The sequence below is a fragment of the Pseudomonas sp. NPDC087690 genome (assembly GCF_044743175.1).
Lineage (GTDB): Bacteria > Pseudomonadota > Gammaproteobacteria > Pseudomonadales > Pseudomonadaceae > Aquipseudomonas.
In genome coordinates, this window is record NZ_JBIUVX010000028.1 from 37,294 (window position 1) to 58,241 (window position 20,948).

Sequence of the window (20,948 nt, forward strand, 5' to 3'; positions counted from 1 at the left end):
TCAAGTTGATTGCCAGCACGCTGAGCAAAATGGTCAAACCAGGCAGACTGACTACCCACCAGGCGCGTTCGATGTAGTCGCGGGCCGAGGCCAGCATGGTGCCCCACTCAGGGGTTGGCGGTTGTACGCCAAGGCCGAGGAAGCCCAGTGCTGCGGCATCGAGAATCGCCGAGGAGAAGCTCAGGGTCGCCTGCACGATCAGCGGCGCCATGCAGTTCGGCAGCACGGTGATGAACATCAGGCGTGGCAGACCGGCACCGGCCAGGCGCGCGGCGGTCACGTAGTCGCGGTTCAGTTCGCCCATCACGGCGGCACGGGTCAGACGCACGTAGGACGGCAGCGAAACCACGGCGATAGCGATCACGGTGTTGATCAGGCCAGGGCCGAGGATGGCGACAATCGCCACAGCCAGCAGCAGCGACGGCAGGGCCAGCATGATGTCCATCAGACGCATGATGGTCGGGCCGATCATCTTCGGGAAGAAACCGGCGAACAGGCCGAGCAGGATCCCCGGAATCAGCGACATGACGACCGACGACAAGCCAATCAGCAGCGACAGACGCGAGCCCTGGATCAGACGCGACAGCAGGTCGCGCCCCAGTTCATCGGTGCCGAGCAGAAACTGCATCTGCCCGCCTTCCAGCCACGCTGGCGGCGTCAGCAGGAAGTCGCGGTATTGCTCGCTCGGGTTGTGCGGGGCGACCCACGGCGCGAAGAGTGCGCAGAAAATCACCAGCGACATGAACAGCAGGCCGGCAACCGCGCCTTTGTTCTTGGAGAAGGCTTGCCAGAATTCTTTGTACGGAGACGGGTACAGCAGGCTTTGATCCGCGCTTGCGGCGGACGTGGCTACTGAGGATGTTGGAGTGCTCATGGTATGGACCTCAGCGCTGATGACGGATGCGTGGGTTGGCAAAGCCGTAGAGGATGTCCACTACGAAGTTGACCAGAATCACCAGGCAGGCGATTAACAGGATGCCGTTTTGCACAACCGGATAGTCCCGGGCGCCGATGGCTTCGATCAGCCATTTACCGATGCCGGGCCAGGAGAAAATGGTTTCGGTCAGAACGGCACCGGCCAGCAATGTGCCGACTTGCAGACCGACCACGGTGAGTACCGGAATCAGTGCGTTACGCAAACCGTGAACGAACACCACGCGCGACGGCGACAGGCCTTTGGCCTTGGCGGTACGGATGTAGTCTTCGCGCAGCACTTCGAGCATCGACGAACGGGTCATCCGCGCGATCACCGCCAGCGGAATGGTGCCGAGCACGATGGCCGGCAGAATCAGGTGATGCAGGGCATCGAGGAATGCGCCCATGTCATCGGCCAGCAGGGTGTCGATCAGCATGAAACCGGTGCGCGGCTCGATGTCGTAAAGCAGGTCGATGCGCCCGGAAACCGGGGTCCAGCCCAGGCTCACCGAGAAGAACATGATGAGGATCAGGCCCCACCAGAAGATCGGCATCGAATACCCCGCGAGGGAGATGCCCATCACCCCGTGGTCGAACAGCGATCCTCGCTTGAGTGCCGCAATCACTCCGGCCAGAAGCCCGAGAATGCCGGCGAACAGCAGGGCGGCCATGGACAGTTCCAGGGTCGCCGGGAAGAGGGAGGTGAACTCGGTCCATACGCTCTCACGCGTACGCAGGGATTCGCCGAGATCGCCGTGGGCCAGTTTGCCGATGTAATCCAGATACTGGGCATACAGCGGCTTGTTCAGACCTAGGCGTTCCATTGCCTGAGCGTGCATTTCGGGGTCGACCCGACGTTCGCCCATCATCACTTCCACGGGGTCGCCCGGAATCATGCGAATCAACGCGAAAGTCAGCAAGGTGATGCCGAAAAACGTGGGGATCAACAACCCCAGTCGGCGGGCAATAAAACTAAACATCTTGTGTGGTACCTCATCAGCCGGTTAGGCGTGCCCGGCGTCCCTGGGGTCAGGGACACCGGGAGTTTCTTATCTACTTCACCTGGGTGGTGGCGAAGTTATTAGTGGTGAGAGGGCTGATGTGATAACCCTCTACGTTGTTGCGCATTGCGGTAAACATCCTGGTATGGGCCATGCTGATCCATGGCTGGTCCTGATTAAACAGCACTTGCGCCTGTGCGTAGAGCTTTGCGCGTTCGGCCGGATCTACTTTAGCCCGTGCTTCATCCAGCAGTGCCTGGAATTTTTCGTTGCACCAGCGAGCATAGTTCTCGCCATTTTTTGCCGCTTCGCAACTGAGCATAGGCGTCAGGAAGTTATCCGGGTCGCCGTTGTCGCCCGCCCATCCGGCCGAAACCATGTCGTGCTCGCCGGCCTTGGCGCGTTTAAGCATTTCGCCCCATTCCATCACGCGGATGTCGATCTTGATCCCGACTTTGGCCAGGTCAGCCTGCATCATTTGCGCGCCGAGCATCGGGTTCGGATTGGTCGGGCCGCCGCCGTTGCGGGTAAACAGGGTAAACACGGTGCCTTCCGGAACCCCGGCTTCCTTGAGCAGGGCGCGGGCCTTGTCCAGATCGCGTGGCGGGTTCTTCAGGTCGTGGTTGTAGCCGAGCAAGGTCGGCGGGTACGGGTTGACCGCTGCGGTAGCGTTGCCCTTGCCGAACACTGAGTTGACGTAGGCTTCCTTGTCGAAGGCGATGTCGATCGCTTTACGCACCCGCACGTCGCTCATGTACTTGTGCTGAGTGTTCAAGGCGATGTAGGCCACGGTCATTGCGTCCAGTTCATCGACTTTCAGGTTGCTGTCTTTCTTGATGCTCGGGATGTCATCCGGCTTCGGATACAGGGTGACCTGGCATTCGTTGGCCTTGAGCTTTTGCAGACGCACGTTGTTGTCGATGGCGATCGCCAGAATCAGCGCGTCGGCCGGCGGCTTGCCACGGAAATATTCCGGGTTGGCCTTGAACCGTACCTGGGCGTCTTTGGCGTAGCGCTGGAAGATGAACGGACCGGTACCGACTGGCTTGTTGTTGAGGTCGCCGGTCTTGTTCGCCTTGAGCAACTGATCGGCGTATTCGGCCGGGTAGATCGAGGAGAACGCCATCGCGAGGTCGGCCAGGAACGGTGCTTCGCGGCGGGTCAGGGTGAATTTGACCGTGTTGTCGTCGACTTTTTCTACGCTTTTGAGCAGTTCCTTGAAGCCCATGCTCTCAAAGTACGGGAAGCCCACGCTCGACAGTTTGTGCCACGGGTGATTCGGGTCCAGCTGACGCTGGAAGCTCCAGACCACATCGTCGGCGTTCATGTCGCGGGTCGGCTTGAAGTATTCGGTGGTGTGAAACTTGACGCCTTTGCGCAGGTGGAACGTGTACGTCAGGCCGTCTTCGCTGATGTCCCAGGACTCGGCGAGCGCCGGGATCACTTCCGTGGTGCCGGGCTTGAAGTCCGCCAGTCGGTTGAAGATGGTTTCGGCCACCGCATCGGCCGTGACTGCAGTAGTGTACTGGACCATATCGAAGCCTTCCGGGCTGGCTTCGGTGCAGACCACCAAGGGTTTGGCCGAGACGCCGACAGCGACACTCAGCAACGCAGCCGCAATGGCCGCACGTAGGGGAAGCATTTTCATCGATAACCCTCTGCAATCGGTTGAAGACAAAAAACCGAACGGCTGACTCATCATGAGTCAGCCGACGGTTGGCGTTCTTACAGGATGTTGAACGGAATCGTGGTCACGAGACGGAACTCGTTGATGCTGCCGTCAGCCTGGTTTTCACTGGCGCGGTGAGCGGTGTAGGTGCCACGAATCGTGGTGGCCTTGAGCGGGCCGCTTTGTACGGCGTAGGTTGCGCCAACGCCGTATTCATAGTGGTGCTCGCCGTCCATCGACTGCACGCCATCATAGCCGCCACCCTTGTAGTGAGTGCCGTCGATGCCCCAGCCGCGCGCCTGGTAGATGTTGAACTTCAGGCCCGGCACGCCGTATTCGGCCATGTTGATGCCGTAGGAAACCTGGAAGGATTTCTCGTTCGGGCCGTTGAAGTCCGAGAGCAGGGAGTTGGCCAGGTAGATACCGTTGGTTTCGTGCAGGTAGTCGAAGTACTCGTTACCGTTCACTTCCTGATACGAGAAAGTCAGGGTGTGCGCCAGGTGAGTCAGGCCGAACGACAGCGAGTAGGTATCGTTGTCGATTTCGCCCAGCAGTTTTTTGCCTTCGTCGACGGTCTTGTAGTAGTTCAGACCGGTGGTCAGGCTCAGCACGGAGCTGTCACCCAGTACGTGCGTAGCGCCGAAGTAGTATTGGTTCCACAGGTCTTCAGCCTGAGTGCCCCACAGGCTGGTGGTCAGACTGGCGAACGGCTGGTACGAGATACCGGCGGTGTTCACGTGGTCAGCTTCAGCGTCGATGCTGCCGTATTCGGAGCGGAACTTGCTGAGGCTTTCTTCGGTACGTGGCGAGACGCGGTCGAAGGTTGCCAGGTCGAAGGACAGGTTGTTCAGTTCTTCGCTGTGGATCGCGATCCCTTCGAAGCTCGATGGCAGCGGACGGTTGCCGATCACGTCGACCTGCGGGCTGCTGAAGTTCATGCGGCCGGCGGTCAGAGTGGTGTTGGAGATACGCGCCTTGACGTTGGCCAGGCCCAGTTTGCTCCATTGACCGACAGCGTCACCGCCTTCACGGGTCAGGGTACGGTTGTTGCCCGCGCCTGGACGGGTGCCCGGTGCGCCGCCGTTGTTGGACGCGAGGTTTTCGCGATCACGCTCCAGCGCGATGGCGTTGTAGGCCGCCACTTCGGTGCTGAAACCGACAGTACCTTCGGTAAAGCCCGAGTTGTACTTGATGATCGTGCCTTGTACCCAGTTGATACGGCGGTCGGTCTCGGCCGATTGACCGTTCTTGCGGTAAGCGAACTTGCCGCCGCGCTTGAGTTGCTCGTTGGCGTACCAGTTACGGGTCGAACCGCTGATCGATTGACCTTCGAGGAAGCCAGTGGCATCGGCCTGGGCACTTTTTTCGTTGACGGTCACCGGGGTGAACGCCTGGCTTTGGGTTTCCGCGTAAGCCGTGGCGGTGACGCTGCTGATGGCCAAGGCCAGTATCGCGGTGCTGCTCAGTTTCATGGGTGAAGCTCCTTTACTTTCTTTTTATGCCGGCTTTTTTTGGTATGCCGGTTATTGGTTTAGAACTCATTCACACATCGCAAACGTTTGCCAAAGGCCGGATTGGCGAATTTCGGCAAAGCGCTTGCGTGAGGGGCTAGACAGCGCCCCTCAGCGTTGCGGCTAATCGGTTGGGTTAATCGATACTGACACCCGAGAACACGTTGCGACCGAATGGGCTGACCTTGAACCCTTCGATGCTGGTGCTCAGTGGCTGGTTGACCGTCGAGTGGGCGACAGGCGTGATCGGCACTTGCTGTTTAAGCAATTGCTGGGCCTGTTTGTAGAGCACGGTGCGCTGGTCACGGTCGGTGACGACCTTGGCCTGTTTGATCAGCTTGTCGTACGCCGGATCGCACCACATGGAGTAGTTGTTGCCGCCGATGGCATCGCAGCTGTACAGCGTGCCGAGCCAGTTGTCCGGATCGCCGTTGTCACCGGTCCAGCCGATCAGACTGATGTCGTGCTCGCCGTTCTTGGTGCGCTTGATGTACTCGCCCCATTCGTAGCTGACGATTTTCACTTTCAGACCGATCTTCGCCCAGTCAGCCTGGAGCATTTCGGCCATCAGTTTGGCGTTCGGGTTGTATGGACGCTGCACCGGCATCGCCCACAGGGTGATTTCTGTGCCTTCCTTGACGCCAGCAGCCTTGAGCAGCTCTTTGGCTTTTTCCGGGTTGTAGGCGGCGTCTTTGATGCTGTCGTCGTAGGACCACTGGGTCGGCGGCATGGCGTTGACGGCCAGTTGGCCGGCGCCTTGATAAACAGCGTTGAGAATCCCCTGTTTATTCACCGCCATGTCCAGCGCCTGGCGCACTTCGAGCTGGTCGAAGGGCTTGTGGCGCACGTTATAGGCGATATAGCCGAGGTTGAAACCCGGCTTGGAGATCAACTGCAGTTTCGGATCGGCCTTCAGCGCTTCAACATCGGCAGGGCGCGGATGCAGGGTGATCTGGCATTCGCCCGCCTTGAGTTTCTGCACGCGCACCGAGGCGTCGGTATTGATCGCGAAGATCAGATTGTCGAGTTTGACCCGGCTCGGGTCCCAGTAATGTTTATTGCCGGTGTAACGAATGTTCGAGTCTTTCTGATAACTCTTGAATACGAATGGCCCGGTGCCGATCGGCTTCTGATTGATATCGCTCGGCTTGCCGTCGGCCAGCAGCTTGTCGGCGTATTCGGCGGACAGGATGGCGGCGAAGCTCATGGCGAGGTTCTGGATGAACGCGGCGTCGACGCTGTTGAGCGTGAACTCCACGGTCAGCGGCCCGGTCTTTTCGACCTTGGCGATGTTCTTGTTCAGGCTCATCCCGTTGAAGTACGGGAACTCGGTCGGGTAAGCCTTACGGAATGGCTGCTGTGCATCAAGCATGCGATTGAACGTGAACAGCACGTCGTCGGCATTGAAGTCGCGGCTCGGCTTGAAGTACGGCGTTGTATGAAACTTCACTCCTTCACGCAGGTGAAAGGTGTATTTGAGACCATCCTCGGAAATGTCCCACTTGGTGGCCAGACCCGGTACGACGTTGGTCGCGCCTTTTTCGAACTCGACCAGACGGTTGTAGATCGGTTCGGCCGCGTCGTTATCGGTCGCTGTCGTGTATTGCGCGGTATCAAAACCCGCCGGGCTGCCTTCGGAACAGAACACCAGGCTCTTGCTGGCGGCGAAACTGGCGGACGAAGCCAACAGGCCGGCGCCCAGTAATGCGGAAAAAATCAAGGTATGGCGCATGACGCTCCCTCTTTTTTAGTGTTGTTCAATGCGCCGCCGTCCCATCCTGAGACGTTTGGCTGCATCGAGCTCAATCCAGTACGTACGGCAAACCGGTGGCCCACACAGAAACTGGTCAGTACCCGACGGTAGGGGCCGCGGTCCTGGCAGTAAATGCGTAAATGCCTTAAAGCTCGTAGGAAAAGGCGACGCGTCCTATACCACTGTTGTAATCCGCAGTGGAATTGGCTGTAGGCAATTTCCTGAGTTCCCGGCAGGTAAAACAACGGCGACGTCAAAAACGTCGCCGTTGCAGTGCCTTATTTGCTGACGCTGACGCCGTAGAAGGAGTTCAAGCCGAATGGGCTGATCTTGAAGTCCTGCACGTTGGCGCGCATGGGTTGGTACACCGTCGAGTGAGCGATAGGTGTCATCGGGACTGCATCTTTGAGGACATGTTGTGCCTCTTTGTACAGTTCGGTGCGCTTACCTTGGTCGGTTGTGCGCTTGGCTTCCTTGACGAGGCCATCGAACTTCTTGTCGCACCACTTGGAGAAGTTGTTACCGCTGAGCGAGTCGCAGCCGAACAGTACGTTCAGCCAGTTGTCCGGGTCACCGTTATCACCGCTCCAGCCAATGATCATGGCCTGGTTCTCGCCACCTTTGGAGCGCTTGATGTACTCGCCCCACTCGTAGCTGGTGATCTTCACTTTCAAGCCGATCTTGGCCCAGTCGGACTGGAGCATTTCAGCCATCAGTTTGGCGTTCGGGTTGTACGGACGCTGCACCGGCATCGCCCACAGCACGATCTCGGTACCTTCCTTGACGCCGGCTTCCTTGAGCAGCTGTTTGGCTTTCTCAGGATCGTACTTGGCATCTTTGATGGTGGTGTCGTAAGACCACTGGGTCGGCGGCATGGCGTTGACGGCCAATTGGCCTGCGCCCTGGTAAACCGAATCAATGATTTGCGGCTTGTTCACGGCCATGTCCAGCGCCTGACGTACGCGCAGGTCAGCCAGCGGGTTGGCCTCGTTGCTGCCCTTGACCTTGTCCATCACGTTGTAGGCGATGTAGCCAAGGTTGAAGCCAGCCTGATCAGGCATCTTCAGCGACTTGTCTTCTTTCAGCGCTTTCAGGTCGGCCGGACGCGGGAACAGGGTGACCTGGCACTCGTTCTTTTTCAGCTTCTGAATACGTACCGACGGGTCGGTGGTGATGGCGAAGATCAGGTTGTCGATCTTCACGTCATCAGGCTTCCAGTAATCCTTGTTGCCGGTGTAACGGATGTTGGAATCTTTCTGGTAGCTCTTGAACACGAACGGGCCAGTGCCGATCGGCTTCTGGTTGATGTCGGCGGCTTTGCCTTCTTTCAGCAGCTGCGCTGCGTACTCGGCGGACTGCACCGAGGCGAAGCTCATGGCCATGTTCTGAATGAACGCAGCGTCGACTTCTTTCAGAGTGAACTTGACGGTGTGGTCGTCGACTTTATCGATCTTGGTGATGTTGGTGTCCATCCCCATGTCGGTGAAGTACGGGAATTCGGTAGGGTACGCATTACGGAACGGTTCATCCTTTTTAATCATTCGATTGATGGTGAACAGCACGTCGTCGGCGTTGAACTCACGAGTCGGCTTGAAATACGGGGTGGTGTGGAACTTGACGCCTTCACGCAAATGGAAGGTGTAAGTCAGGCCGTCATCGGAAATGTCCCACTTGGTCGCCAGACCAGGAATCACAGCGGTGCCGCCGCGCTCGAACTGGGTCAGACGGTTGAACATGGTTTCAGCTGAGGCGTCGAAGTCGGTTCCGGTGGTGTACTGGCCCGGGTCGAAACCGGCCGGGCTGCCTTCGGAGCAGAACACCAGGTTAGTCGCAGCGGATGCGAAAGGTGCGGAGGCTAACAAGCCTGCGCCGACTAGAAACGGAATGACCGCGTGTTTAAGCATGTTGGCCTCATGATTTGTTGTCATTTTTTAGTTGTGAGGTACGACCTCGTGAGTCGTGCCTGCGGATACTTATGCAGGGGCCATACCCATTGCAAGATCCAGAGTGTGAGCGAGCGTTAAACGGTGGCACGTACGTACCTTAATGTCGCATCTGTGTAACTTTTGACGCATTTGACCGTTTGCGGGTGGTTTTTACGGTGCAAATGAAGCCCCAAAACGGTGCGACAGTCATGTTGTGCGCGCCGGCTTGGGGCCTGGTGTTACTTATTTATACCGACGCCATAGAAGGGGGTTAGACCGAACGGGCTAATCCGGAAATCAGTGACTTCCTTGCGCAGTGGCTGGAACACCGTGGAGTTGGCAATCGGCGTGATTGGCACCTGCTGTTTAAGGATCAGTTGCGCCTGTTGATACAGTTTTACCCGCTGCGTATTGTCGGTGGACAACTTGGCTTGTTGCACCAGTTTGTCGTAAGCCGGATCGCACCATTTGGCGTAGTTGCTGCCCTTTACTGCCGCGCAGCTGTACAGCACGCCAAGCCAGTTGTCCGGGTCACCGTTGTCACCGGTCCAACCATAGATCATGACGTCGTGTTCGCCATTTTTCGCGCGTTTGATGTACTCGCCCCATTCATAGCTGACGATGTTGGCCTTGATGCCGATTTTCTCCCAGTCCTGCTGGATCATCTGTGCCGACATCCGCGCATTCGGGTTCGAGGCGCGTTGCACTGTCATTGCCCAAAGGTTGATGGTTGTACCCGGCGCAACCCCTGCTTCCTTCAGTAGCACCCGGGCTTTTGCCGGGTCGTATGGGGCGTCCTTGATGGTCGGGTCATACGACCATTGCGCCGGCGGCAAGGCGTTTTGCGCCAACTGGCCGGCGCTTTGGTAGACGGCTTTGATGATCGCCGGTTTGTCGATGGCCATGTCCAGCGCCTGGCGCACCTTGAGCTGATCGAGCGGCGCGTGGGTGGTGTTGTAGGCGAGGAATCCGAGGTTGAAACCGGCCTGTTTTAGCACGCGCAGATTCGGGTCTTTTTCCATCACTTCGATGTCGGCCGGGCGCGGATAGCCGCTGACCTGGCATTCGCCGGCCTTGAGTTTCTGCAGGCGAACGGCGGCGTCCGGGGTGATCGAGAAGATCAGGTTGTCGATCTTCACGTCTTCGGGTTTCCAGTAGGCCGTGTTGGCGGCGTAGCGGATCTGCGAATCCTTCTGGTAGCGCTTGAACACGAACGGGCCGGTACCGATCGGTTTCTGGTTGAGGTCGGCGGCTTTGCCTTCCTTCAACAGTTGCGCGGCGTACTCGGCCGATTGCACCGAGGCGAAGCTCATGGCGAGGTTTTGCACGAACGCGGCGTCGACGTTGTTGAGGTTGAAGCGCACGGTGTTGTCGTCGAGTTTTTCTACCGATTTGATTGTGGTGTTGAGGCCCATGTCGGTGAAGTAGGGGGACTCGGCGGGGTAGGCCTTGCGGAAGGCGTTGTCTGGGTCGAGGAGGCGCTGGAAGGTGAAGAGGACGTCGTCGGCGTTGAAGTCTCGGGTCGGGGTGAAATATTCCGTGGTGTGGAATTTCACACCTTGGCGTAGGTGGAAGGTGTATTGCAGGCCGTCGCTGGAGACGTCCCATTTGGTTGCCAGGCCGGGTTCGATGTCGGTGCCGCCGCGTTTGAATTGGGTGAGGCGGTTGAAGACGGTTTCGGCGGAGGCGTCGAAGTCGGTGCCGCTGGTGTATTGGCTGGGGTCGAAGCCTGCCGGGCTGGCTTCGGAGCAATAAACGAGTGTTGTGGCGGCGTTGGCGATCGGGGCTATGGCTGTTAGTGCGAGGGTGATTAGTAGTGGTTTGAGGGTGAATCTTTCCATGGAGTCCCCGGGGAGATTGGAGGTGGTTGTGATTTCAGGGTAGCGGGGATTTGGGGGGCTTCGGAAATATCGTTTTTCTTGGGGGAGTGTCTATCTCGGTATATCCAGCGGTTGTGGGCATATCCGTTGCTGCGGTGATGGCTGCTTAGGGTTCCGCCCTTACGGCGGATCACTTTTTACAAACGCCCGGAATGCCGGCCCAGAAAAAAGTAACCAAAAACGCTTGCTCCTGCGTGCGGCCCGCTCGCTGGGGCTCGGGGTTCCTTCGCTCCGGGATCGATCCGGGCGCAGCGTCTCCGGTTTGCTGCGCTGCACCTACTCCCGCTGTGTTTGGCTTCGCCAAACGGTCGCTGCGCTCCCACGCCCGGATCAATCCCTCCACTCAGCCTTCCGACGTCGCCCGTGGATCAAGATCAAAAGCAGGCGAGCTGACACTCGGCCTATTGAGTGGTGAAAAGCGGGTGTCTGCTTTAGTTTTGAGTTGGATTTGCCCCTCACCCCAGCCCTCTCCTGAGGGAGAGGGAGCCGATTTTTGGGCATTTCAAAATCTGAGTTCGACTCGGTATTTCACGTCGGCGTAGCTCGCCCAAACACCTCGGTCAGTCCCCTCTCCCTTTGGGAGAGGGCTAGGGTGAGGGTTTGCTTTTGACTGTTTAAATCTGTGTCAGATAACCAGAACCTTCCCACAAGGTTTTCAGGTTGTCCGTCGGCTCTCTAGGCTCTGGTTGTCGCTGAATGTTCAGTGATCGGGTGTGAGAACCCGCCGAGCTTGAAACTAGCACCAGTAAGACCATAATTGCGGCCGGCTTATTAGCTGTCGCAATGCCTTATGGCGGCTGTGTGCGGGCAGACTTCGGTCTGGCCGGTTTTCTGCTCACCGGTTTCTCACTCCGCACATAGCTGCCACCCTTTGCCACGTGAGAAATGGCTGAGGGCGGCTCGAATGACGAGCAGATTTTTATGAAAGATCAAATTGTCCCCGATCCCCCCCCTCGAATCCACAACCCCGCTCGAAGACGCCATCCGCGCCGACGATCAGATCAAAAACCGCGAAGCGATAAAGCGCGCCCTCGACTTCTACCTCAGCCCCGAACCCAGTAAACCGCGTCTACCCAGCACGATGTTCCTTGTCCATCCGAACATCGACACGGAAAGTCTGCTCGCGCATGCCTGCGAGTCACTCGCTTCGGCGAATGTCATGGCAGGCGATTTCGCTGATCAGCTCAGCCGCCCGCAACGCAGCACGGCGTTGGCGATTCAGCAGATTGTGATGCTGGCGGAGTTGGCGGTGAATCGGGCGCTGGATCGGGTTGATCCGCAGGCTTGATACCGCGTTATCGTTCATCGCGAGCAGGCTCACTCCTACAATTGAAATGCATTCCTCTGTAGGAGTGAGCCTGCTCGCGATGAGGGCAGATCATTCCCCCCAAAATTCGGACACAAAAAAACCGGCGATCATTCACTGATCGCCGGTCTTTCATTCAGCCCACATCAAATCACTGCATCAACACTTCAATCGAACCATCAGCCGTCATGCTCACCTGGCTGGTGCCCGCTTCGACTTCCGGCGTCACCGGGGCCGAATCCATCGCTGCCGCTTTCATCATCATCGGTGCGCGCAGGTAGGGTTGTGGATAACCGTTGCTGTTGAGGTTCAGGTTGACGATTTTGTAGCCCTTGCCGCCCAGTGCGTCGGTGGCAAGTTGCGCGCGGTTCTTGAATGCAGTCACGGCTTCTTTCAGCAGTTTGTCTTCGCTGGACTTGCGGGTCGGGTCGGCGATGGCGAAGTCCATACCGCCCATTTTCAGGTCGCCCAGCAGTTCGCCGGTGAGTTTCGACAGGGCGGCGAAGTCGGCGCTTTCCAGGCGCAGTTCGGCGCGTTCACGCCAGCCGGTGATCTTCTGGCCCTTGGTGTCGTAGATCGGGTAACTGTTGCGGCTGCCCTGGCGCAGGGTGATGTCCTTGACTTGCTTGGCCTGGGCCAATGCCTTGTTCATGGTGGTGCTGACGTCGGCGGCGAGTTTCGCCGGGTCGGTGTTTTGCTCTTCGGTGTAGAGGGTGACGATCATCAGGTCGCGGGCGACTTCCGTGCTGACTTCGGCGCGCAGGGAAATCTGGTTGTAATGCAGCTCATCAGCGGCCAGGGCCGGGAGGCTGGCGATGCTGCCGACGGTCAGGGCGAGAAGGGCGGCGCTGCGGCGAAATGTGTGCATGAAAGCTCCTTGATGAGGGCGCAGGTGATGGTTCGGGGGCCTGCGTGAAACCATCAGACTCTAGCTTCTGTGATCCGGTTCGCCCAGTTACAACTTCTATACAGATGGCCGGGGCTGCTGCGCAGCCCTTCGCGAGCAGGCTCGCTCCCACAGGGAAATGCATTTCAAAGGTGGGAGCGAGCCTGCTCGCGAAGGCGTCCTTATAGCCGCCGATAATGTTTTTGCCATGTGGTCGTTTGCCGCACTTTCGCCTCTCAAGGCCGTGCGTTGGTTATACTCCGTGCGATCCGCCTGGAGCGCTCATCAGGAGAGCTCATGCTCGCCCCCGTACAATTGACTTCCGCCACTCGCCAGAATCTCTGGCGGCTGACTTTCATCCGCACCCTGGTGCTCGCCGCGCAGGCCGGTTCCGTAGGCCTGGCCTACTGGCTGCAATTGTTGCCGTTGCCGTGGGTGCAACTGGCGATGACCCTCGGCTGCTCGACTCTGCTCTGCGTGTTTACCGCCGTGCGCCTGCGCACTTCGTGGCCGGTGACCGAACTCGAATATGCGCTGCAACTGGCCTGTGATCTGGTGATCCACAGTGCGTTGCTGTACTTCTCCGGCGGCTCGACCAACCCGTTTGTTTCTTACTATCTGGTGCCGCTGACCATCGCGGCGGTGACGCTGCCGTGGCGCTATTCGGTGATTCTGTCCGGCATCGCGCTGGCGCTGTACACCGTGATGCTCACGCGTTTCTATCCGTTGGAAACCCTGCCGGTGGCCCGCGAGAATCTGCAGATCTACGGTATGTGGCTAAGCTTTGCCTTGGCCGCTGCAGTGATCACGTTCTTCGCTGCACGCATGGCCGAAGAGTTGCGCCGTCAGGAAGAGTTACGGGCTATTCGCCGCGAAGAAGGCCTGCGCGATCAGCAATTGCTGGCTGTTGCCACTCAGGCCGCTGGCGCGGCGCATGAATTGGGTACACCGCTGGCGACCATGAGCGTACTGCTCAAGGAGATGCAGCAGGATCATCCCGACCCGTTGTTGCAGGACGATCTGAAGGTGCTGCAGGACCAGGTCAAACTGTGCAAGGAAACCTTGCAGCAATTGGTCCGCGCCGCCGAAGCCAATCGACGTCTGGCCGTCGAGATGCAGGACGTCACCGACTGGCTCGACGAAGCCCTCAACCGCTGGCACCTGATGCGTCCGGAGGCCAGTTATCGCTTCCACCGTCTCGGCCAGGGCACGGTGCCGCGTATGGCGCCGCCGCCGGATCTGACGCAGGCACTGCTTAATTTGCTGAACAATGCTGCCGATGCCTGCCCGGAAAATCTCCAGGTGACCCTGGACTGGGACGTCGAGAACCTGACCATCAGCATTCGTGACCACGGCGCCGGTGTGCCGCTGGCCATCGCCGAGCAGATCGGCAAACCGTTTTTTACCACCAAGGGCAAAGGTTTCGGCCTGGGCCTGTTTTTGAGCAAGGCCAGCGTGACACGCGCCGGCGGCTCAGTGAAACTCTATAGTCATGAGGAAGGCGGCACGCTCACCGAGCTGCGCCTGCCCCACGGCGCCCGAGGAGACCAACATGAGTGACGAAATCCAAGTCGAAGGCGAAGAACTGCCGCATTTGCTGCTGGTCGACGACGACGCAACATTTACCCGCGTCATGGCCCGCGCCATGGCTCGCCGTGGCTTTCGCGTCAGCACCGCCGGCTCCGCTGAGGAAGGCCTGACCATCGCCCAGGCCGATCTGCCTGATTACGCTGCGCTCGACCTGAAAATGGACGGCGACTCCGGTCTGGTGCTGCTGCCCAAGCTGCTGGAGCTGGACCCGGAAATGCGCGTGGTGATCCTCACCGGTTATTCGAGCATTGCCACTGCGGTCGAAGCGATCAAGCGCGGCGCCTGCAACTACCTGTGCAAACCGGCCGATGCTGACGACGTGCTGGCCGCGTTGTTGTCCGAGCACGCCGACCTCGACAGTCTGGTGCCGGAAAACCCGATGTCGGTCGACCGCCTGCAGTGGGAACACATCCAGCGCGTGCTCACCGAGCACGAAGGCAACATCTCCGCCACTGCCCGCGCCCTGGGCATGCACCGCCGCACCCTGCAGCGCAAACTGCAGAAGCGCCCGGTTCGTCGCTGAACCTGCGCTGAACGACTATCGCCAGCCCTCGCGATAAAACGCACCGATCATTTATGATCGGTGCGTGTCTGTTCTTTTCTATATCGAGCCTTATCCATGAATCAGAACGCTGAATATTCCGCGGTCAACGATGCTGTGCGCGGGCAGTTTTTTCGCAAGGTGTGGGCGATCATCACGCCGTATTGGCGCAGTGAAGAGAAGGGCAAGGCCTGGACGCTGCTGATTGCGGTGATCGCGCTCTCGCTGCTGAGCGTGGGCATCTCGGTGTGGTTCAACACTTGGTACAAGGATTTCTACAACGCCCTGCAAAAGAAGGACGAAGCGGCGTTCTGGCGCTTGATTCTGTATTTTTGCGGCATTGCGGCCGTGGCGATCATCGGTGCGGTGTACAGGCTCTATCTGACTCAGATGCTGACGATTCGCTGGCGGGCCTGGCTCACCGAAAAGCATTTCTCGCGTTGGCTCGCCGACAAGAATTACTACCAGCTGGAGCAGGGCGGTTACACCGATAACCCGGACCAGCGCATTTCCGAAGACCTCAACAACTTCACCTCCAACACCCTCGAACTGGGTATCGGGCTGCTGCGCAATATCGTCAGTCTGGTGTCGTTCTCGATTATTCTCTGGGGCGTGTCTGGCAGTATCGAGGTCTATGGAATCACGATTCCCGGCTACATGTTCTGGTGTGTGCTGGTTTATGCGGTAGTGGGCAGTTGGCTGACACACTTGATCGGTCGTCGTTTGATCGGTCTGAACAACCAACAACAACGCTTCGAAGCCGACCTGCGTTTTTCCATGGTGCGGATTCGCGAGAATGCCGAGAGCATCGCGTTGTACAACGGCGAACCGAACGAAAACCGTCGCTTGAGCGCCCGCTTCGGCAATGTCTGGCACAATTTCTGGGACATCATGAAAGTGTCCAAGCGCCTGACGTTTTTCACTGCCGGTTACAGCCAGGCCGCGATCATTTTTCCGTTCATTGTGGCGTCACCACGTTACCTGGCCGGCAAGATCGAGTTGGGCGAGCTGATGCAGATCAGCTCGGCTTTCGGCAACGTCCAGGAAAGTTTCAGCTGGTTCATCAGTGCGTACCAGAGCCTCGCTTCCTGGCGCGCCACCTGTGATCGTCTGCTGAGTTTCCGTCAGGCGATGACCGATAACGAAGAGCGCGTGCCAGCCATCGATGTGCAGAATCAGGGCAGTGAATTGCAGGTGCACAACCTTGGCCTCGATCTGGCGGACGGGCGCCATCTGCTGACCAGCGCCGACATGACCGTCGAGCCGGGCGAGCGTGTCATGCTCAGCGGCCGTTCCGGCAGCGGCAAGTCGACCTTACTGCGGGCGATGGGGCATCTGTGGCCGGCGGGCCACGGCAACATTCGTCTGCCGGCGGCGCGCTATCTGTTTCTGCCGCAGAAACCGTATCTGCCGATCGGCACTCTGCGCGAGGCGTTGAGTTATCCACAACCGGGCGACACCTACGCGCCGGAACGTTATGCACAAGTGCTGGAAACCTGCCGCTTGCCGCATCTGGTCGCGCGACTGGACGAGGCCAATCACTGGCAGCGCATGCTCTCGCCGGGCGAACAGCAGCGTTTGGCGTTCGCCCGCGCCATGCTTTATGCCCCGCAATGGCTGTACATGGACGAAGCGACTTCGGCGATGGATGAGGAAGACGAAGCGACGCTGTATCAGGCGTTGATTGATCAGATACCGGGGCTGAGCATTGTCAGCGTCGGCCATCGCAGCAGTTTGAAACGCTTCCATCCACGGCACGTGCGGATCGACAGCGGCCATTTGGTTGAACAGACCGTGACCGCCTGATCATCGTTAAACCCCTGTAGGAGTGAGCCTGCTCGCGATAGCGTTGGGTCAGTCACATCGATGCTGAATGTGCGGACGTCATCGCGAGCAGGCTCACTCCTACATAAAGTGATGTAAACCGGAAAGTGATCGTACAACCCGCTTGAGCTATGATGCCCCCAAGCCGAACTTTCGAGACAAGATGCACACCATGGAAAACCTGATCGACACCCCGCGTCTCCCGCGCAAGCGCCGTAGCCTGGCTCAGGAACTGGTGACGGTGCTGAGCGAGCAGATCCGCGATGGCCTGCTCAAGCGCGGTGACAAACTGCCCACCGAGTCGGCGATCATGGAAGCCCATGGCGTCAGCCGCACCGTGGTGCGCGAGGCGATTTCGCGTTTGCAGGCTGCAGGGCAAGTGGAAACCCGCCACGGCATCGGCACCTTCGTGCTCGACACGCCGAGCCCGAGTGGTTTCCGCATCGACCCGGCCACTGTCGTCACCCTGCGTGATGTGTTGGCGATTCTCGAATTACGTATCAGCCTCGAAGTGGAGTCTGCCGGCCTGGCCGCGCAACGCCGCAGCGCCGAGCAACTGGCGACCATGCGCGCCGCCCTCGATGCACTCAACGAAAGCGCGGCCCACGCCAGTGATGCTGTTGCTTCGGACTTTGCCTTCCACCTGGAAATCGCGCTGTCCACCGGCAACCGCTACTTCACCGACATCATGACCCACCTGGGCACCAGCATCATTCCGCGTACGCGGCTCAATTCTGCGCGTCTGGCTCACGATGATCAGCAGCACTACATGAGCCGCCTGAGCCGTGAGCACGAAGAAATCTACGACGCGATTGCCCGTCAGGATTCCGATGCAGCGCGTGCGGCGATGCGTCTGCACCTGACCAACAGCCGTGAAAGACTGCGCCAGGCGCATGAAGAGGCGCAGGCGCAGAGGGGCTGAGTCGTCAGCCCACGATCCGTAAACGCAACGGCTGCGAAAACGGCTCCATACTCGACTCATCAACAAACTTGTAACGCAATTCGACATCCGTATTCAGGTACGCATGAAGTGCCTGTCTGGAAATCTGCAATTCGATCCCCGTCAGTTTCTCCATGTCATCTTCGGCATCGTCCCAAGTGCCGGTGTCCACTTCTTCACCTGCCCATTCCGGCTGTTCCGGGTCGTCGCCGAGAATCGGATAAACACTCCAGTTCGCCGGAAAATCGCTCGAATCCGGGACCTGTACGATCAATACATCGGGCAGCACGGATAGCTGAAGGGTGAGAGTGCCGGAGGCAGAGGCCACTTGCGCGAGGGTCGGCGCAGCATAATTCACAACCATTTCGGTTTCCTTCGAAGGTCCGCCACGATCCTTCGTGGCAGTCGTCGCACCTTACCCAGCGTTACTCCAACGCTCAGTAAACGAATCTTGACCAGACATTTCAGCGCTAGAACCCTTTAAACACGGGCTTTTTCGACGATTCCTGCAAAGCCTTAAACAGTTTTGTCCGACAAAAAACCACCCACAACGATGAAATGCAGTTGACGGTTATCTTTTAAGTTGTACGATGACCTACAACTTCAGCGAAGGCTGAACGGACCAATCACAAAAAACGTTGCTACCAGGGTGTTCGAATAATGAATCCACAAGAACTGAAGTCCATCCTCTCTGCCGGCCTGCTGTCTTTCCCGGTGACCGATTTCAACGCGCAGGGCGATTTCAACCGCGCGGGCTATATCAAACGCCTGGAATGGCTGGCTCCGTATGGCGCTTCAGCCTTGTTCGCCGCCGGCGGCACCGGTGAGTTCTTCTCCCTGGCTGCCAGCGAATACTCGGAAATCATCAAGACTGCCGTCGACACTTGCGAAACCAGCGTGCCGATCCTCGCCGGTGTCGGTGGTTCGACCCGTCAGGCCATCGAATACGCACAGGAAGCTGAGCGTCTGGGCGCCAAAGGTCTGTTGCTGCTGCCGCACTACCTGACCGAAGCGAGCCAGGACGGTGTTGCCGCTCACGTTGAAGCGGTGTGTAAATCGGTCAACATCGGCGTGGTCGTTTACAACCGCAACGTTTGCCGCTTGACCGCGCCGCTGCTGGAACGCCTGGCCGAGCGCTGCCCGAACCTGATCGGTTACAAGGACGGTCTGGGCGATATCGAGTTGATGGTGTCGATCCGTCGCCGCCTCGGTGATCGCTTCAGCTACCTGGGTGGTCTGCCGACCGCCGAAGTTTACGCTGCAGCTTACAAAGCGCTGGGCGTACCGGTTTACTCGTCGGCGGTGTTCAACTTCATCCCGAAAACCGCGATGGACTTCTACCACGCGATCGCCCGTGAAGATCACGCCACCGTTGGCAAGATCATCGACGACTTCTTCCTGCCGTACCTCGACATTCGCAACCGCAAGGCCGGTTACGCCGTGAGCATCGTCAAGGCAGGCGCAAAAATCGCCGGCTACGACGCAGGTCCGGTGCGCGCGCCGCTGACCGACCTGACAGGCGAAGAGTACGAAATGCTCGCTGCGCTGATCGACAAGCAAGGTGCGCAGTAACACCCGACAAAAACGCGGCCGCTGAGTAATCAGCGGCTTTTTGCGTAAAGGCTTTGAGATTTGAGGGCTGCCCCTGTGACAAATGCAAAACGCTACGACAACTACATCAACGGTGAATGGGTTGCCGGTGCCGATTACTCGGCCAACATCAACCCGTCCGAGCTGAGCGACACCATCGGCGATTACGCCAAGGCTGACCTGACTCAGGTTCACGCCGCCATCGACGCCGCCCGCGCAGCATTCCCGGCGTATTCGACTTCGGGCATTCAGGCTCGCCACGATTCGCTGGATAAAGTCGGCACGGAAATCCTCGCCCGTCGCGAAGAGCTCGGCACCCTGCTGGCCCGGGAAGAGGGCAAGACCCTGCCCGAAGCCATCGGTGAAGTGACCCGCGCCGGTAACATCTTCAAGTTCTTCGCCGGTGAATGCCTGCGCCTGTCCGGCGACTACGTGCCGTCGGTGCGTCCGGGCGTCAATGTTGAAGTGACCCGCGAAGCGCTGGGCGTGGTCGGTCTGATTACCCCGTGGAACTTCCCGATTGCGATTCCTGCGTGGAAGATTGCCCCGGCGCTGGCCTACGGCAACTGCGTGGTGCTGAAACCTGCAGATCTGGTTCCGGGTTGCGCCTGGGCGCTGGCGGAAATCATCTCCCGCGCAGGCTTCCCGGCCGGCGTGTTCAACCTGGTGATGGGCAGCGGTCGCGTGGTTGGCGATGCGCTGGTGCAGAGCCCGAAGGTCGATGGCATCAGCTTCACCGGTTCCGTCGGCGTGGGCCGGCAGATCGCGGTCAACTGCGTGTCGCGCCAGGCCAAGGTTCAGCTGGAAATGGGTGGCAAGAACCCGCAGATCATTCTCGACGACGCCGACCTCAAACAAGCGGTCGAGTTGTCGGTGCAGAGCGCGTTCTACTCCACCGGTCAGCGTTGCACCGCGTCGAGCCGTTTGATCGTTACCGCCGGTATTCACGACAAGTTCGTTGAAGCGATGGCCGAGCGCATGAAGTCGATCAAGGTCGGCCACGCGCTGAAATCCGGCACAGACATCGGTCCAGTGGTTTCGCAAGCGCAGCTTGAACAAGACATGAAGTACATCGACATCGGCCAGTCCGAAGGCGCACGTCTGGTCAGCGGCGGCGGTGTGGTGACTTGCGATACCGAGGGCTACTTCCTCGCGCCAACGCTGTTTGCCGACAGTGAAGCGTCGATGCGCATCAGTCGCGAAGAAATCTTTGGCCCGGTGGCGAACATTGTTCGCGTGGCCGATTACGACGCGGCGCTGGCGATGGCCAACGACACCGAATTCGGTTTGTCGGCGGGTATCGCGACCACTTCGCTGAAGTATGCCAACCACTTCAAACGCCATTCGCAAGCCGGGATGGTCATGGTCAATCTGCCGACCGCTGGCGTCGATTACCACGTTCCGTTTGGTGGCCGTAAAGGCTCATCCTATGGCTCACGTGAGCAAGGCCGCTATGCGCAAGAGTTCTACACGGTCGTGAAGACCAGCTACATCGGTTCCTGATCCACGCAATACCCCTGTAGGAGCTGCCGCAGGCTGCGATCATTCAAGATCAAAAGATCGCAGCCTGCGGCAGCTCCTACAGGAAATAAATGCAAGACCAAAGAAGATTCACCC

Annotated in this window: 16 protein-coding genes; 7 read left to right on the top strand and 9 right to left on the bottom strand. The window is 58.8% G+C overall.

The window, feature by feature from the left end; all coding sequences use genetic code 11:
* The 7 genes from ACIPIZ_RS21560 to ACIPIZ_RS21590 form a co-directional block, all read right to left on the bottom strand.
* A partial coding sequence (locus ACIPIZ_RS21560; protein WP_401167299.1) for an ABC transporter permease subunit occupies positions 1-874 on the bottom strand: 874 nt, incomplete at its 3' end.
* Positions 875-884: 10 nt separating this feature from the next.
* Complete coding sequence (locus tag ACIPIZ_RS21565) at positions 885-1,895, bottom strand: ABC transporter permease subunit (protein ID WP_007953665.1); 1,011 nt, start codon at positions 1,893-1,895, stop codon at positions 885-887.
* Positions 1,896-1,968: 73 nt separating this feature from the next.
* Complete coding sequence (locus tag ACIPIZ_RS21570; RefSeq protein ID WP_064387911.1) at positions 1,969-3,564, bottom strand: ABC transporter substrate-binding protein; 1,596 nt, start codon at positions 3,562-3,564, stop codon at positions 1,969-1,971.
* 77 nt (positions 3,565-3,641) lie between these two features.
* Positions 3,642-5,057: an OprD family porin gene (locus ACIPIZ_RS21575; RefSeq protein WP_064387912.1), complete on the bottom strand. Its 1,416-nt coding sequence runs from the start codon at positions 5,055-5,057 to the stop codon at positions 3,642-3,644.
* 175 nt (positions 5,058-5,232) lie between these two features.
* Positions 5,233-6,828 (bottom strand): ABC transporter substrate-binding protein, encoded by a 1,596-nt coding sequence (locus ACIPIZ_RS21580; protein WP_105705444.1) that lies wholly within the window; start codon positions 6,826-6,828, stop codon positions 5,233-5,235.
* A gap of 299 nt (positions 6,829-7,127) precedes the next feature.
* Positions 7,128-8,753 carry an ABC transporter substrate-binding protein gene (locus tag ACIPIZ_RS21585; RefSeq protein WP_401167303.1) on the bottom strand — a complete coding sequence of 542 codons (1,626 nt, stop codon included), beginning with the start codon at positions 8,751-8,753 and terminating at the stop codon, positions 7,128-7,130.
* 260 nt (positions 8,754-9,013) lie between these two features.
* A complete protein-coding gene (locus tag ACIPIZ_RS21590; protein WP_401167305.1) occupies positions 9,014-10,615 on the bottom strand; it encodes an ABC transporter substrate-binding protein in 1,602 nt (533 codons plus the stop codon).
* Positions 10,616-11,582: 967 nt separating this feature from the next.
* Between ACIPIZ_RS21590 and ACIPIZ_RS21595 the strand changes: the two genes are divergently transcribed.
* Positions 11,583-11,942 (top strand): DUF6124 family protein, encoded by a 360-nt coding sequence (locus ACIPIZ_RS21595; RefSeq protein ID WP_064387916.1) that lies wholly within the window; start codon positions 11,583-11,585, stop codon positions 11,940-11,942.
* Positions 11,943-12,111: 169 nt separating this feature from the next.
* Here ACIPIZ_RS21595 and ACIPIZ_RS21600 read toward each other — a convergent pair whose 3' ends face one another.
* Complete coding sequence (locus ACIPIZ_RS21600) at positions 12,112-12,828, bottom strand: SIMPL domain-containing protein (RefSeq protein ID WP_122662373.1); 717 nt, start codon at positions 12,826-12,828, stop codon at positions 12,112-12,114.
* A 315-nt stretch (positions 12,829-13,143) separates the two neighbouring features.
* Between ACIPIZ_RS21600 and ACIPIZ_RS21605 the strand changes: the two genes are divergently transcribed.
* The 4 genes from ACIPIZ_RS21605 to ACIPIZ_RS21620 all read left to right on the top strand — a co-directional run bounded on the left by ACIPIZ_RS21605 (position 13,144) and on the right by ACIPIZ_RS21620 (position 17,723).
* On the top strand, positions 13,144-14,406 hold the full coding sequence (locus ACIPIZ_RS21605; protein ID WP_064387918.1) for an ATP-binding protein: 1,263 nt from the start codon (positions 13,144-13,146) through the stop codon (positions 14,404-14,406).
* Positions 14,399-14,959 (top strand): response regulator transcription factor, encoded by a 561-nt coding sequence (locus ACIPIZ_RS21610; protein ID WP_003221630.1) that lies wholly within the window; start codon positions 14,399-14,401, stop codon positions 14,957-14,959. Before ACIPIZ_RS21605 ends, ACIPIZ_RS21610 begins: the two co-directional genes overlap by 8 nt.
* Positions 14,960-15,055: 96 nt before the next feature.
* Positions 15,056-16,783: an ABC transporter ATP-binding protein/permease gene (locus ACIPIZ_RS21615; RefSeq protein ID WP_064387919.1), complete on the top strand. Its 1,728-nt coding sequence runs from the start codon at positions 15,056-15,058 to the stop codon at positions 16,781-16,783.
* Positions 16,784-16,973: 190 nt separating this feature from the next.
* A complete protein-coding gene (locus ACIPIZ_RS21620; protein WP_175559635.1) occupies positions 16,974-17,723 on the top strand; it encodes a FadR/GntR family transcriptional regulator in 750 nt (249 codons plus the stop codon).
* A 4-nt stretch (positions 17,724-17,727) separates the two neighbouring features.
* On the opposite strand, the gene ACIPIZ_RS21625 is transcribed toward ACIPIZ_RS21620, so the two are convergent.
* Positions 17,728-18,105: a hypothetical protein gene (locus tag ACIPIZ_RS21625; RefSeq protein ID WP_401167309.1), complete on the bottom strand. Its 378-nt coding sequence runs from the start codon at positions 18,103-18,105 to the stop codon at positions 17,728-17,730.
* A 296-nt stretch (positions 18,106-18,401) separates the two neighbouring features.
* Here ACIPIZ_RS21625 and kdgD point away from each other — a divergent pair, with 296 nt between their 5' ends.
* Both kdgD and ACIPIZ_RS21635 read left to right on the top strand, forming a co-directional pair.
* Positions 18,402-19,313 carry a 5-dehydro-4-deoxyglucarate dehydratase gene (gene kdgD, locus ACIPIZ_RS21630; protein ID WP_016984321.1) on the top strand — a complete coding sequence of 304 codons (912 nt, stop codon included), beginning with the start codon at positions 18,402-18,404 and terminating at the stop codon, positions 19,311-19,313.
* Between the two features lie 75 nt (positions 19,314-19,388).
* Positions 19,389-20,834: an aldehyde dehydrogenase family protein gene (locus ACIPIZ_RS21635; RefSeq protein WP_064387922.1), complete on the top strand. Its 1,446-nt coding sequence runs from the start codon at positions 19,389-19,391 to the stop codon at positions 20,832-20,834.
* Positions 20,835-20,948: the final 114 nt, after the last annotated feature.